This window comes from Bacillus cereus group sp. BfR-BA-01350 (genome assembly GCF_022663775.1).
Classification (GTDB): domain Bacteria; phylum Bacillota; class Bacilli; order Bacillales; family Bacillaceae_G; genus Bacillus_A; species Bacillus_A paranthracis.
In genome coordinates this window covers 155,209-170,313 of sequence record NZ_JAKUGD010000007.1, presented here as the reverse complement: position 1 = coordinate 170,313, position 15,105 = coordinate 155,209, and the positions used below count along the sequence as shown (strand labels likewise).

The following is a 15,105-nucleotide window of genomic DNA, read 5'->3' as shown; positions in this document are numbered from 1 at the left end:
TCTTTCACTCTATTATTGTAGTAATTTTTTCTTCCACTCTTCAGGCCACGGTTCGCCTCTTCCTGTTTTTTTCGACGCTTGGACCATCATTCCACGACCAACTAAACAAACCTCTCCTTCTGCATTCTTCACCATATAATGCAAATCTAATGAAGAATTTCCAACTGATCCCGCTTTTACATACACCTTCAACTGTTCATCAAAATATATTTGTTTAATAAAATTACATTGTAAATCCGCAACAACAATCATCGTTTCTGAAGATTCATGCGTCCATTCTTGCATAAATCCAAGTTCTTTAAACAATGCGATACGAGCTTCTTCAAAATAGGTGAAGGCAACGACATTATTTACATGTCCAAACATATCTACTTCACCAAAACGAACCTTTACAGGATTGTAAAACGAAAAACCACTTTCCCATTGCTCAAAGTCTTCAATATAAGAAATCCTCTTCATTGTTCCCTCTCCTTTTCGTTTTAAAATAAACAGAATAAACAGAAAAATATAGTTATAAATATTGCCCCTTCGAAATGAAGAGGCAATATTTTTTAATAGTTATTGTCGCTACCAAAGAAATCTTTGAACGATTGAATTGTTGTATCACGGTTTAACGCCGCAATTGAAGTTGTTAATGGAATACCCTTTGGACATGATTGCACACAGTTTTGAGAGTTACCACAGTTTGCAAGTCCTCCATCACCCATAATTGCACGTAAGCGATCTGCTTTATGCATTTCACCCGTTGGATGTGAGTTAAATAAACGAGCTTGTGATAACGGTGCTGGTCCAATAAAGTCCGATTTACTATTTACGTTTGGACATGATTCTAAGCAAACACCACATGTCATACATTTTGAAAGCTCATAAGCCCATTGACGTTTCTTCTCTGGCATTCTTGGTCCTGGTCCTAAGTCATACGTACCATCAATTGGAATCCAAGCTTTAACACGTTTTAGAGCATTAAACATGCGACTACGGTCAACTTGTAAGTCACGAACAACCGGGAATGTCTTCATCGGTTTTAAGCGAATTGGTTGTTCTAATTGATCGATAAGCGCTGTACATGATTGACGTGGTTTTCCGTTAATCACCATCGAACATGCACCACATACTTCCTCTAAACAGTTCATATCCCATGCAATCGGAGTTGTTTTGTTTCCTTTTGAATCAACAGGATTACGACGAATTTCCATAAGCGCCGAAATAATATTCATATTCGGACGATACGGAATTTCAAACTCTTGGTCAAACGCTTGCGCATCTGGTCCGTCTTGTCTCGTAATGATGAGGCGGATTGTTTTCTCAGACATGTTGTTTATCCCCCTTCTCTTCACTCTTAGCAGCTACATCGTGTTTTGAAGAATAATCACGTTTACGTGGTTTAATTAATGAAATATCCACGTCTTCGTAATGGAATGCCGGTGCATTTCCTTCTCCTTCAAATTTCGCCATCGTAGTTTTTAAGAAGTTTGCATCATCACGATTTGGGAATTCAGGTTTGTAATGCGCCCCACGACTCTCATTACGGTTATATGCGCCAATTGTAATAACACGTGCTAATTCAAACATATTTGCAAGTTGGCGTGTAAATGAAGCACCTTGGTTGCTCCATCTCGCTGTATCGTTAATGTTAATACGTTTGTAGCGAGCCATTAACTCTTCAATTTTTGCATCTGTTTCTAATAATTTTTTATTTTCACGAACTACTGTAACGTTATCTGTCATCCATTCTCCTAGCTCTTTATGAAGAACATACGCATTTTCGTTACCATCGAGCGTTAAAATATTGTTAAATTTCTCTGTTTCGATTAATTCATTTTGTTCATACACAGTAGATGAAACAGCATCTGATGATTTAGAAAGACCTTTCATATATTCAATTGCATTTGGTCCTGCTACCATACCACCGTAAATTGCTGATAATAGTGAGTTCGCGCCAAGACGGTTACCACCGTGCATAGAATAATCACACTCACCCGCTGCAAATAAACCTGGAATGCTTGTCATCTGCTTATAATCAACCCATAGCCCGCCCATTGAATAGTGAACAGCTGGGAAGATTTTCATTGGTAGTTTACGAGGGTCGTCACCTGTAAATTTCTCATAGATTTCAATAATTCCACCAAGTTTAATATCTAGTTCTTTCGGATCTTTATGAGAAAGATCTAAGTACACCATGTTTTCACCGTTAATACCTAGTTTTTGCTCTACGCAAACATCAAAGATTTCACGCGTTGCGATATCACGAGGTACAAGGTTTCCGTAAGCCGGATATTTTTCTTCTAAGAAGTACCATGGTTTACCATCTTTATATGTCCAAACACGTCCACCTTCACCACGTGCAGATTCACTCATCAGACGTAATTTATCGTCTCCAGGAATTGCCGTTGGGTGAATTTGAATGAACTCACCGTTTGCATAATATGCGCCTTGTTGATATACAGCAGAAGCTGCTGTACCTGTATTGATAATGGAGTTTGTTGATTTTCCGAAGATGATACCAGGGCCCCCTGTTGCCATAATCACGGCATCAGCTCGGAAACTTCTAATCTCCATAGTTTGTAAGTCTTGTGCAACGATTCCTCGGCACACACCTTCATCATCAATAACAGCACGTAAGAAATCCCAACCTTCATATTTCGTTACAAGTCCTGCTACTTCGTGACGACGTACTTGCTCATCTAATGCGTATAGTAATTGCTGTCCAGTTGTTGCACCAGCAAATGCTGTACGGTGATGTTGAGTTCCACCAAAACGACGGAAATCAAGAAGTCCTTCTTCCGTACGGTTGAACATAACACCCATACGGTCCATTAAATGAATGATACCAGGTGCTGCTTCACACATTGCTTTAACTGGTGGTTGGTTCGCTAAGAAGTCCCCACCATAAATTGTATCGTCAAAGTGGATCCATGGAGAATCCCCTTCACCTTTCGTATTTACGGCACCGTTAATTCCACCTTGGGCACATACAGAATGCGAACGTTTTACTGGTACTAAAGAGAACAGTTCAACATTTACTCCTGCTTCCGCCGCTTTAATCGTTGCCATTAAGCCAGCCAAGCCACCGCCGACTACTATAAGTTTCCCTTTCATGCTCTCCCACTCCTTACTGGTTTGCTAGCTGTGGATCGATGAACGCTAATAATGCACTCACACCTACATAAGATAGACCTAAGAAAATAGCTAATGTTACATAAGTAGAGATTCTTTGTGAACGTGGTGATACTGTAATTCCCCAGCTAATGCAGAATGTCCATAGTCCATTTGCAAAGTGGAAAATTGTTGAAACAACACCAACTAAGTAGAATGCGAACATAGCTGGATTGTTTAAAATATCAGCCATCATATCATAGTTTACCTCTTTACCTAACATTGCTTGAATACGAGTTTCCCAGACGTGCCAAGAAATGAAAATCAGCGTAACGATACCTGAAATTCTTTGGAAGACGAACATCCAATTACGGAAATAACCGTAAGAAACCGCATTGTTCTTAGCTGTAAATGCAATATATAAGCCATATATAGCATGGTACAGTATTGGTAAAAAGATAATGAAAATTTCTAGCGCATACCGGAATGGAAGGAGCTCCATAAAGCCTGCAGCTTTGTTAAAAGCCTCTGCTCCTCGTGTTGCAAAGTTGTTTACAATTAAATGTTGCGTCAAAAAGACACCAACCGGGATGACCCCCATTAATGAGTGCCACTTACGAAACGTATACTCGCGGCCTTTCATGTCCCCATTACCCCCCTTGAGTGATTGACTGCTGTTTTCAGATTAGTTTATGGCAATAATGTTTTTTCACTATTGGCATAAGAAAAACTGAAAAAATTATTCGAAATATTTCAGCATAATTTGATACCAAGTTCATTTTACTCCTATTTTTGTCGAAGCGTCAAGAAAACGTATACATAATTTGCATATAATTTGCCATTTCTTTTTTTCTTCTTATATATTCAGATTTTCCTAAAGAAAAATCTGTTTTTATAAATGAGAAATGTTATATAATAATCCCTATAGAAAGAGGGGAATATTGTGAGTAAAAATACAATCGATACAACATCTTTAGAAGATGTTTCATTGAACGCCTTCGCTTACGAATTGCTACGTGAAGAATTACTACCTGATTTAATCGGTAACGATCTAGATGGTATTTTATACTGGTCCGGTAGAAACCTTGCAAGAAAATATCCACTAGACACAATTGAAGAAGTCATTCAGTTCTTTGAAAAAGCTGGCTGGGGCACTTTAAGCATTATTGAACATAAGCGTCGTGAAATGCAGTTCCAACTTAAAGGCACACTCATCGCTGAACGTCAAAAACAAAAAAGACATTCTTCTTATCAATTAGAAGCTGGGTTCATCGCTGAACAAATTCAAAAGCAACGAAACGTCGTTGCAGAGTCCTACGAAGAAAAGAAAAAACGTTCAGACTCTATTACATTTCTCGTAAAATGGGATATAAAAGATCTCATTGAAGTGTAGCATTACCCACAGTCAACTAGACATATCAGTTTAGTTGACTTTTTTGCATTTTCATTCATTTGAATTTATTTTAAATCTTCAGAAATTATACCAAAAAATAGAAGACGTTGTAAACTACAACGTCTTCTTATCCGCTAAATAACTATAAATCGTCTCTGCGACATTTTTCGGCATACCCGCTTCGACAAATTCTGTTACAGAAGCCTCTTTCATCTTTTTTAGCGATCCGAAATGTTTTAACAATATCTTTTTTCGTTTATCTCCAATTCCAGGAATATCATCGAGTGCCGATTGAATGACAGATTTCCCGTGTAATTGACGATGGAATGTAATTGCAAATCGATGCACCTCATCTTGAATGCGCTGCAATAAATAAAATTCTTGGCTATTTCTCTCAAGCATCACAGGTTCAGGTGGATCTCCAATAATTAAATGAGATGTTTTATGTTTGTCATCTTTTACAAGACCTGCCATCGGAATATATAAACCGAGCTCATTTTCTAAAACATCACTTGCAGCCGCCAGATGGCCTTTTCCGCCATCAATAATGATTAAATCTGGTAAAGGTAACCCCTCTTTCAGCGCCCTTGTATAACGGCGTCTCACAACTTCTCTCATAGACTCATAATCATCTGGTCCTTGAACTGTTTTAATTTTATATTTCCTGTATTCTTTCTTAGCTGGTTTCCCATCAATAAAAGCAATCATTGCCGAAACAGGATTTGTCCCTTGAATATTTGAGTTATCAAATGCTTCAATACGATAAGGCGTTTCAATTCCGAGCTGCTTCCCTAAATTCTCTACCGCTTTAATCGTTCGCTCTTCATCACGCTCAATTAAATAGAATTTCTCTTCCAAGGCAATCTTCGCATTTTTATTTGCCAGTTCTACAAGATCTTTTTTCTTACCGCGTTTCGGCTGTGTCGCTTCCACTTCTAAAAAGCGTTCTACTAATTCTGAGTCTATACTTCCTGGAACAACTATTTCTTTCGGCTTAAAATGACTGCTGTTTTCATAAAATTGACCGATAAACGTTAAAAATCCCTCTTCTGGTTCATCATATATTGGAAACATAGAAACATCACGTTCAATTAGCTTTCCTTTTCGAACGAAGAAAACTTGAACACACATCCACCCTTTATCAACTGCATAGCCAAACACATCACGGTCCACTAAATCACTCATAATCATCTTTTGTTTTTCCATAATCGCATCGATATGAGCGATTTGATCACGTAACTCTTTTGCACGTTCAAACTCTAGTTTCTCTGAAGCTTCATACATTTTTGTTTCTAATTCTGAACGAACTTCTTTATGTCCACCATTTAAAAACTTAATAATTTCATCTACAATTTCTTTATTTTGTTCTTCCGTAACTTCTTTCACACAAGGTGCTAAACATTGACCCATATGATAATATAAACAAACTTTATCGGGCATATTTGAGCACTTACGAAGCGGATACATACGATCTAGCAGTTTTTTCGTTTCATGAGCTGATTGTGCATTCGGATAAGGACCAAAATACTTTCCCTTATCCTTTTTTACATTTCGCGTAATAAGTAATCGCGGTTGTTTCTCAGCTGTAATTTTAATAAAAGGATATGTTTTATCATCTTTTAATTGAATATTATATTTTGGGTCATGTTTTTTTATTAAGTTTAACTCCAAAATGAGCGCCTCTAGATTTGAGGAGGTTACAATATATTCAAAATCTACAATTTCTCCTACTAACCGAAGTGTTTTCCCATCATGCGAACCAGTAAAGTACGAGCGCACACGATTTTTAAGCACTTTTGCCTTTCCGACATATATAACCGTTCCTTGCTTATCTTTCATTAAATAACAACCAGGTTGATCTGGTAAAATAGCCAACTTCTCTTTTAAATGTTCGTGCACTCGTTACCCTCCATTTCTACATGCTTAGCATTTTTATTTTCACATGAAAACATACTATGCCAAAATACCCAACATACGTTCTTTCATTGTAACGGAAAGGTGTAAAAAAGGAAAATAAAAAAGGCTACCAAATGGTAGCCTTTTTATTTTAGAAGTGTTTAGAAACTAATTCTACTAACGCTTCTTTCGGTTTGTAACCTAACGCTTGATCAACTACTTTACCGTCTTTTAATACGAAAAGAGCTGGAATGCTCATTACTTCGAATTGACGAGCAGTTTCTTGGTTTTCATCCACGTCTACTTTTACTACTTTTACTTTTTCGCCTAGTTCTGCATCAATTTCCTCTAATACAGGAGCGATCATTTTACAAGGTCCACACCAAGGTGCCCAGAAATCTAATAATACAACACCTTCGCTAGTTTCTGCTGCGAAGCTTTGGTCATTTGCATTTACAATTGCCATTTTATTTCCTCCTTCAAGTATATTCTACCAAGAGTATATCATTAACTTATATACGTGGCGAATAATATGTATCGTTATGTATTGTAACAAAAAAGTGTTCCTTTATACTATATAAAAATACGGATTAAATACTAAAAAGATGAGAGACAGGGGATCTCTCACCTTTTTCTATATATAGGGGTACTTCACTTGGAACTCAAGGGTACTCAAATCATGAATGTACTTTTAACTTTTTAAACTCTTCTGTTAAAAGAGGTACGACTTCAAATAGATCGCCAACAATACCGTAGTCAGCTACTTTGAATATACTTGCTTCTGGGTCTTTATTAATCGCAACGATTATTTTTGAGTTAGACATACCAGCTAAATGCTGAATCGCTCCAGAAATACCGCATGCAATGTATAGGTCTGGTGTAACAACTTTACCAGTTTGCCCAATTTGTAATGAGTAATCACAATACTCAGCGTCACAAGCACCACGAGATGCTCCAACAGCGCCGCCTAGTACGTCAGCTAACTCTTTTAATGGTTTAAATCCGTCTTCACTCTTCACACCGCGTCCGCCAGCGATAATCACTTTCGCTTCTGAAAGGTCAACGCCTTCTGCCGTCTTACGGACGACATCTTGAATGATTGTACGTAAGTCTTTCACATCTACTGTAATAGAAGACACGTCACCACTGCGAGACTCATCTTTTTCAAGCGATGCGATGTTATTTGGACGCACTGTCGCAAATAAGATGCCGTCTGTTACAATTTTCTTCTCAAACGCTTTACCAGAGTAAATTGGACGAGTAAAGATAACATTTCCACCTTCAACTTCTAAAGCAGTTACGTCAGAAACTAGACCAGCTTCAAGCTTCGCTGCTAATTTTGGTGATAAATCTTTACCAAGTGCTGTATGTCCAAATACAATACCTTCTGGATTTTCTTCAGCATATACAGCTAAAAATGCTTGTGCATACCCATCAGATGTATATGATTTTAATTTATCATTTTCAACTGTCACAACGCGATCTGCACCGTAATGAATCAACTCATTTGCAAAAGAGGCAACGCTGTCTCCAACTAGAAGACCTACTACTTCACCGCCTTCTGCAATTGTTTTTGCTGCTGCTACCGCTTCAAACGAAACGTTACGTAGCGATCCATCACGAACTTCACCCATTACTAATACTTTACGAGCCATAGATTTTCCCTCCTGCATATATAATTTCGTATTTTATTAGATTACTTTCGCTTCTGTATGGAGCAACGATACAAGTTCTTTTACTTGATCTTGCAGCTCGCCTTGTAACACTTTTCCTGCATCTTTCTTAGGAGGCAAATAGATTTCAATTGTTTTTGTCTTTGCTTCCACATCATCTTCTTCTAAATCTAAATCATCTAATTCTAATTCTTCTAGTGGCTTTTTCTTCGCTTTCATAATACCTGGAAGCGATGGATAACGAGGTTCATTTAAACCTTGCTGTGCTGTTACTAAAACTGGTAATGAAGTTTCAATCACTTCTGTATCACCTTCAACATCGCGCTCAATCTTCACGTTTGTACCGTCAATTTCAAGTTTTGTAATTGTCGTTACGTACGGAATATTTAATGCTTCAGCTACACGCGGACCAACTTGTCCAGATGCACCATCAATTGCAACGTTTCCGCCTAAAATTAAATCTGCATCTTTATCTTTTAAATATTCAGCAAGCACTTTTGCTGTCGTGAACTGGTCACCATTTTCTACATCATCTTCAATATTAATTAATACCGCTTTATCGCAGCCCATCGCTAACGCCGTACGAAGTTCTTTCTCACTATCTTCGCCACCAACTGTTACGACAGTAACTTCTCCACCTTGTGCGTCTCTTACTTGAATTGCTTCTTCAATTGCATATTCATCGTAAGGGTTGATGATGAATTCCGCTTCGCCATCGTAAATTGCACCGTTTTTAATTACGATTTTTTCTTCTGTATCAAATGTTCGTTTCATGAGTACGTAGATGTTCATTCCATTTACCCCCTTGTTTTTCAGAAAGATTCTATCAATTTTAATTTTCTGTTAATTTATATTAAAAAAATAATTGAACTACCTGCCGCTAAATGAAGGCTTACGCTTTTCTAAAAATGCTGCGACACCTTCTCTTCCATCTTCACTCGTAAATACTTCACCAAAGATTTGAGCTTCGCGTTGTACACCTTCATAATAATGAGACGATTTCGTTGTTTGCAATAACTCTAGTACAGCACGAGTCGTCGCTGGGCTTTTTCCAGCAATCTGTTTTGCAACTTTAAGCGTATCATCTAAAAATGTTTCTTCAGCAAAAACTCCGTTAACTAGTCCCCATTTTAATGCTTCTGCACCAGTAATCGGTGTACTTGTTAACATCATTTCACAAGCTTTCGCTTTCCCAACATAACGTGGTAATCGCTGTGTACCTGCAAATCCAGGAATTAATCCAAGTGTTAATTCAGGTAAACCAAGTTTTGCACTTTCAGTTGCAAAGCGCATGTGGCAAGACATAGCAAACTCAAGGCCGCCGCCAAGTGCCGCTCCATGAATTGCCGCGATAACTGGTTTTGAACATTTTTCAACGCGCTCAAACGTAACTTGTCCAAGCTGCGCTAATTCAGTCGCTTGTTTCGCTTCAGTAACAGATGTAAATTCTTTAATATCTGCTCCCGCCGAGAAGAAGCGCCCTTCACCGTGAATAACAACAACACGAATGTTATCATCCTTCTCCACTTGATCAATTAATTCAGTAACGTCATGCATAACTTGTGAAGACATCGCGTTAGCTGGCGCATGATTTAACGTAGCCACCGCGATATGATCTTCAACTCTTACAGATAGGAATTTCAACATGATCCCTCCCATTATTGACGATAACCACAAGCTGCAATAAGTAGCCCATGTACCGTTTTTGAAAGTGCGACCAGATCATACTTATGATCGCTCATTACCCAATTGGTCACAACTTCATCTACTGTTCCAAAGATCATTTGTCTTGCCACGCGAACATTTAAATCCGCTTGGAATTCACCTTGCTTTATACCTGTCTCTAAAATCTCATCAATAACTTGTAAGTAGCCTTTTAATACTTCATTTATTTTCAGGCGTAAGTCTTGATTGGACTGTCTTAGCTCTAATTGCGTAACGATAGCAAGAGGATCATTTTGCGACAACAGCAAGAAGTGCGTTTCTACCAACATGAATAACTTCGATACAGCGCTTTCAATTCCTGCTGTTTTTTGACGAATTGTTTCGACAAATTCTCCCATCTTCTCTTGGAATAAGGATATTAATATATCTTCTTTATTTTTAAAATATAAATAAATCGTGCCATCAGCTACCCCAGCTTGCTTTGCTATTTTAGAAACTTGCGCTTGATGGTACCCATTCTCCGCAATCACAATGACTGCCGCATCAATAATTTGATTGTATTTCGGTCTATTTTTCTTCACTTTACTGTCCCCTTCAAGAAGATGACTGAATGAATAGTCATTCATATTCTTATAATACTGACTATTTAGAAAAGTGTCAATCCCATTTTTTCAAAAAGAAAGGGCCTTAGCCCGTTTGCTCATCCTCATTCTTTCTTTTCTCTTCCTCAATTAGGACACGGCGCAAAATTTTCCCAACTGTCGTTTTCGGCAGTTCATCTCTAAACTCATATACTTTCGGAACTTTATAGGCCGCTAAATATTTACGAGCAAACTGATTTAATTCTTCCTCAGAACACTCCGTACCTTCTTTTAACACAACAAACGCTTTAACTGTCTCTCCCCTATACGGATCAGGAACTCCAATCGTCACTACTTCTTGCACCTTTTCATGCTCATATAATACCTCTTCTACTTCACGAGGATACACATTAAATCCGCTCGCAACAATCATATCTTTCTTACGATCTTTCACATAGAAGAAGCCATCTTCATCCATGTAGCCAACATCCCCTGTATGAAGCCACCCATCTTGCAGTACAGCTGCTGTTTCTTCTGGCTTATTCCAATACCCTTTCATAATTTGAGGGCCTTTTACTACAATTTCACCGATTTCTCCCGGTGGTAATGCCTCACCAGTTTCAAGCGACATAATCATTGCTTCTGTATCTGGCCACGGAACTCCAATGCTACCTGGCACTCGCTTTTCCCATAAAAAATTACTATGTGTAACTGGAGATGATTCTGTTAAACCATATCCCTCTACTAGTTTCCCCCCTGTAACTGTTTCGAATTTTTCCTGTACTTCTACTGGTAGTGGTGCTGATCCACTAATACAAGCACGAATAGACGAAATATCGTATTCTTTTAAAAGCGGGCTATTTAAAAGAGCGATATAAATAGTTGGTGCTCCTGGAAACAATGTCACTTTATGCTTCTTAATCGCTTCAAAAACCATTTTCATATCAAATTTTGGAATAAGAACCATTTTGTATCCTTGCATAATACTTAAATTCATAACAGCCGTCATGCCGTACACGTGGAAAAATGGAAGAACCCCGAGAACGACTTCTTCTCCTTCTTTGCAATTATATAACCATTGAACTCCCATCAAAGTGTTAGAAACGAGGTTTTTATGCGTTAACATAACGCCTTTCGGAAATCCAGTTGTTCCTCCTGTGTACTGTAAAAGAGCTAGATCATTTTCAGGATCACAAGGCACCTCAACACCTGTATTCACTTCTTTTTCTACTGAGTTCCAAAGGTGAATCGTTTCACTCTCTGATACTTTCACAACTAAATTTGACTGTTTTTTCTGCACAAATGGATACAATAGATTTTTAGGGAAGGGCAAAAAGTCCGCAATACGAGTTACGATAATATGCTCAATTTTTGTAGCAGATTGAACATTCGTTACTCTTGGGAACACTAAATCGAGGCAAAGAATTATTTTTGCTCCCGAGTCATGAAGTTGATATTCTAATTCTCTTTCTGTATATAATGGATTTGTTTGGACTACGATACCTCCCGCAAGTAATGTACCGTAATAACCGATTACAGCTTGCGGACAATTCGGCAACATAATAGCAACTCGATCACCTTTTTCCACACCGAGCTTTTGAAGATAATTTGCAAATCTCTTCACCTTATCATGGAAGACCGAAAATGTAATATCCTTGCCCAAAAAGTGAAGCGCTTTCTTTTCTGGATAGCGAGAAGCCATCTGTTCTACATATTTATGAAGCGGCTGAATATCATAAGAAATCGTACTCGGAATTTCCTCTGGATAACTTTTCAACCATGGTTTTTCCACCTTCATTCCCCCTTCAAATACATAAAAAATAAATGAATGTTCATTCATGATGGTTGTTTTCATTATATTATAGTCACCATAACGTTACAATCATAATATTCTGACTTTTATATAACTATGCTTTACTTCATTAACTTCTTATTATATGTAGAATCTCTCCGAATCTTAAAAGAGTAAGAGAGTTATTATTCAACTTAACCTTATTATCGTTAACACAGCTCCTGGTGTAGTTGTTGATAATGTTGCAACAGCTAACAAACCAAATAGTTGCAAACTAATAGCATCTCCTGCTGCAAGAGTTGTAATAATTGTTGCGCTAAATGATGTAGTTGCTAACGCAGGAGAATTGATCGTTCCAGCAAGTGGTGCTCCATTAATTGTAATACGAGAACTGACTAATAATGAAGCCGTTATATTAATCGTATATGAAATATAATAATTCCCAGCATTTGCAACCGTAAATACTGTATTTCCCCCGGAAACAGTAATACCAGGACCGATATTTTGATTATTCGGAAGCGGGACATTCGTTCCACCGAGAAGTACCGATATCGCTGTTCCCGACGTATTATTTGCAAATGCATACGTCGCCGTGATACTTGTACCTGTAGCTCCGGTTGCCCCCGTTGAGCCCGTTGGACCTGTTGATCCCGTTATTCCTGTCGCTCCGGTTATTCCTGTCGCTCCGGTTATTCCTGTTGCTCCAGTTATTCCTGTTGCTCCAGTTGGACCTGTTGCCCCCGTTATTCCTGTTACTCCGGTTGGACCTGTTGCTCCCGTTGCTCCCGTTATTCCTGTTACTCCGGTTGGACCCGTTGCTCCAGTTATTCCTGTCACTCCGGTTGGACCCGTTGCTCCCGTTATTCCTGTCGCTCCGGTTATTCCTGTTGCTCCCGTTGGACCCGTTACTCCGGTTATTCCTGTTGCTCCGGTTGGGCCTGTTGCTCCTGTTGCTCCCGTTATTCCTGTCGCTCCCGTTGCTCCCGTCGGACCTGTTGGACCCAGCTTAGGGACTGTCCCATCGCAACTAAAACAGCATGAATCAACATGTACACCATTTTGATTATTACACCCACAATATCCATTTATATTATTTCTCCATGAAGACATGTTGATCACTTCCTTTACTTCGATCTTTTAAGTACAATCATCTAGTTAAAAAACACCTATCTAACTAACAAAGAAATAATTTACTTAATAGGATAAACACAGATACATTCCATAGATTCTAGTAATTATTACATGCAATTTGCTCTCCTTTTGCTTGTACTTTCGCCTCATCTCCACAGATTATTAGTTGAATCACTCGGGCAATCAGTAAATAAAACACGCCTTGCTCTCATTGTGTTAGCAACACTACTTGCATCTGTAAATATCGCAGCTGTCGGTACGATTGCCTTTCTAGGTCTTGTTGCACCTCACTTAGCACGAATCGTCGTTGGTATGAATCATCAAAGATTATTCGTTTGCTCCGCACTATTTGGAGCAATCCTTCTTGCCATTGCTGACTTACTCGGACGAACAATTGCATACCCGAAAGAAATCCCTTCTGGTCTTGTCGTTGCTGTACTTGGAGCACCTTATTTCTTATGGTTGATGAGGAAGAGCGAGACGAAGGTTGGTTAGTTAAAAAGAGGCTTCTTATATGAGAAGCCTCTTTTTGTATTCGTTCACTTAACTAAAGGAAACTATCTTTTTTTCACGAATGTAACCTATGAACATAACTAGGAGGGATAAATATGTACCAAACTATTGAAGGCTTCTTACAATCGTGGACATACGAGGCTGAATCTACTCAAAAGATGCTCGATGTACTAACAGATGAATCTTTGTCACAAGAAATTGCACCTGAGCATTGGACGTTAGGCAGAGTTGCTTGGCATATCGTGACGGCAATTCCAGTTATACTATCTGGTACGGGACTTAAATTTGAAGGAGAAACGAAAGATTATCCTGTACCAACTTCAGCAAAAACAATTGCAGATGGGTATCGTAAAGTGAATACGGCTTTTGTTGAAGCACTTCAAAGCGAATGGACGGATAAAGACTTAGCTACTATCAATGACTTCTTTGGTCGTCCTATGCCAAATTCTATATTTTTAATGACACTTATTAATCATCAAAATCATCACCGTGGACAAATGACAGTTTTAATGCGGCAAGCTGGCTTAACAGTTCCTGGCGTATATGGCCCCGCAAAAGAAGAATGGGCTGCCGCTGGAATGGAAGCACCTAAAATGTAACTACAAAAAAAGACAAGGTGTTTATCATCTTGTCTTTTTCTGTAACTTGTTTCATGTGAAACTTTATAATGCATCTTCCCTCTCTATATTTTTAATGCCGTAATATGCAATCACTACTCCAATTGCTGCCAATGCTAGTTGAAGAGGAAGAAAAGTTGCTGTAGAAAACGATGGGTTGCTATTCATTGCAATTGAGACAACGATAAGAGATGAAACAATTGTAGTTGGCACGGAACGTTTACGCATTCCGAAATATAATGGGATTAAACTCATTCCCGCAGTTGCAATGGCTAAAGGAACTAGTTTTATTCCTTCTTGCATCAATTGATCTACTGTGAATGAATTAGGAAGAATTGAAAAATAACTATCTATCCCAAAGAAAATTCCTACTACTAAAATGTTAGATACAATAACTGTTATAAATGTTACTATCGCTGTAATAGCCAACTTACTAGCCATCATTTTCTTTCGGTTAATAGGATAAGAAAACATAAGTAGTATTGTTTTATCTTTATATTCACCAATTATTAACCTTGCGATTAACACACTACCAAAAATAATAAACGTTGCTCTTACTATTGCGCTAGCCATTAACAATATCGTCTCTGGATTCCTTATTTCTGCATCACCTTCTACTTGAGCGATGATGCTCACAAAGATCATTAATGCCAGTATAACAATATTCGCAATAATTGCTCTCTTCACGTACCAACCAAGCTTAAACTTTTTCAATTCTAGCTTCATTAAATGTAGCATGATAGTGTCC

Annotated in this window: 15 protein-coding genes and 1 pseudogene; 3 read left to right on the top strand and 13 right to left on the bottom strand. The window is 38.3% G+C overall.

The window, feature by feature from the left end; all coding sequences use genetic code 11:
* Positions 1 to 12: 12 nt before the first annotated feature.
* From MR147_RS16985 to sdhC, 4 genes are all read right to left on the bottom strand, one after another.
* Positions 13 to 459, bottom strand: coding sequence for an acyl-CoA thioesterase (locus MR147_RS16985; protein WP_000822740.1), 447 nt, complete (start codon positions 457 to 459; stop codon positions 13 to 15).
* Between the two features lie 92 nt (positions 460 to 551).
* Positions 552 to 1,313: a succinate dehydrogenase iron-sulfur subunit gene (gene sdhB, locus MR147_RS16980; protein ID WP_001291826.1), complete on the bottom strand. Its 762-nt coding sequence runs from the start codon at positions 1,311 to 1,313 to the stop codon at positions 552 to 554.
* Positions 1,306 to 3,099 (bottom strand): succinate dehydrogenase flavoprotein subunit, encoded by a 1,794-nt coding sequence (gene sdhA, locus MR147_RS16975; RefSeq protein WP_000676735.1) that lies wholly within the window; start codon positions 3,097 to 3,099, stop codon positions 1,306 to 1,308. Before sdhA ends, sdhB begins: the two co-directional genes overlap by 8 nt.
* Before the next feature lie 13 nt (positions 3,100 to 3,112).
* Positions 3,113 to 3,739, bottom strand: coding sequence for a succinate dehydrogenase cytochrome B558 (gene sdhC / locus MR147_RS16970; RefSeq protein ID WP_000678354.1), 627 nt, complete (start codon positions 3,737 to 3,739; stop codon positions 3,113 to 3,115).
* A gap of 300 nt (positions 3,740 to 4,039) precedes the next feature.
* Between sdhC and MR147_RS16965 the strand changes: the two genes are divergently transcribed.
* Positions 4,040 to 4,489: a YslB family protein gene (locus MR147_RS16965; protein WP_000042220.1), complete on the top strand. Its 450-nt coding sequence runs from the start codon at positions 4,040 to 4,042 to the stop codon at positions 4,487 to 4,489.
* Positions 4,490 to 4,603: 114 nt separating this feature from the next.
* Here MR147_RS16965 and uvrC read toward each other — a convergent pair whose 3' ends face one another.
* From uvrC to MR147_RS16925, 8 genes are all read right to left on the bottom strand, one after another.
* Positions 4,604 to 6,388, bottom strand: coding sequence for an excinuclease ABC subunit C (gene uvrC / locus MR147_RS16960; RefSeq protein ID WP_000544272.1), 1,785 nt, complete (start codon positions 6,386 to 6,388; stop codon positions 4,604 to 4,606).
* Between the two features lie 148 nt (positions 6,389 to 6,536).
* Positions 6,537 to 6,851: a thioredoxin gene (trxA, locus tag MR147_RS16955; protein WP_001018943.1), complete on the bottom strand. Its 315-nt coding sequence runs from the start codon at positions 6,849 to 6,851 to the stop codon at positions 6,537 to 6,539.
* Between the two features lie 211 nt (positions 6,852 to 7,062).
* On the bottom strand, positions 7,063 to 8,040 hold the full coding sequence (gene etfA / locus MR147_RS16950) for an electron transfer flavoprotein subunit alpha (protein ID WP_074607618.1): 978 nt from the start codon (positions 8,038 to 8,040) through the stop codon (positions 7,063 to 7,065).
* Between the two features lie 36 nt (positions 8,041 to 8,076).
* Positions 8,077 to 8,850 carry an electron transfer flavoprotein subunit beta gene (gene etfB / locus MR147_RS16945; protein ID WP_001029030.1) on the bottom strand — a complete coding sequence of 258 codons (774 nt, stop codon included), beginning with the start codon at positions 8,848 to 8,850 and terminating at the stop codon, positions 8,077 to 8,079.
* A 78-nt stretch (positions 8,851 to 8,928) separates the two neighbouring features.
* Complete coding sequence (locus MR147_RS16940) at positions 8,929 to 9,705, bottom strand: enoyl-CoA hydratase (protein ID WP_000911295.1); 777 nt, start codon at positions 9,703 to 9,705, stop codon at positions 8,929 to 8,931.
* 11 nt (positions 9,706 to 9,716) lie between these two features.
* Positions 9,717 to 10,304, bottom strand: a complete 588-nt coding sequence (locus tag MR147_RS16935) for a TetR/AcrR family transcriptional regulator (protein WP_000742222.1) — start codon at positions 10,302 to 10,304, stop codon at positions 9,717 to 9,719.
* Positions 10,305 to 10,410: 106 nt separating this feature from the next.
* Complete coding sequence (locus MR147_RS16930) at positions 10,411 to 12,096, bottom strand: long-chain-fatty-acid--CoA ligase (protein WP_139302768.1); 1,686 nt, start codon at positions 12,094 to 12,096, stop codon at positions 10,411 to 10,413.
* 189 nt (positions 12,097 to 12,285) lie between these two features.
* The gene (locus MR147_RS16925; RefSeq protein WP_074607617.1) at positions 12,286 to 13,206 is read right to left on the bottom strand and encodes a BclA C-terminal domain-containing protein; all 921 of its coding nucleotides are present in this window, start codon (positions 13,204 to 13,206) and stop codon (positions 12,286 to 12,288) included.
* A gap of 183 nt (positions 13,207 to 13,389) precedes the next feature.
* Between MR147_RS16925 and MR147_RS16920 the strand changes: the two are divergent.
* Together MR147_RS16920 and MR147_RS16915 are read left to right on the top strand one after the other, a co-directional pair.
* Positions 13,390 to 13,722 (top strand): annotated as a pseudogene (locus MR147_RS16920) (FecCD family ABC transporter permease); the annotation flags it as partial.
* Between the two features lie 113 nt (positions 13,723 to 13,835).
* Entirely contained in the window at positions 13,836 to 14,339 is a 504-nt protein-coding gene (locus MR147_RS16915; protein ID WP_074607615.1) for a DinB family protein, read from the top strand.
* A 63-nt stretch (positions 14,340 to 14,402) separates the two neighbouring features.
* Here the strand turns inward: MR147_RS16915 and MR147_RS16910 are convergent, their stop codons facing one another.
* Positions 14,403 to 15,095 (bottom strand): ABC transporter permease, encoded by a 693-nt coding sequence (locus MR147_RS16910; protein WP_000902916.1) that lies wholly within the window; start codon positions 15,093 to 15,095, stop codon positions 14,403 to 14,405.
* Positions 15,096 to 15,105: the final 10 nt, after the last annotated feature.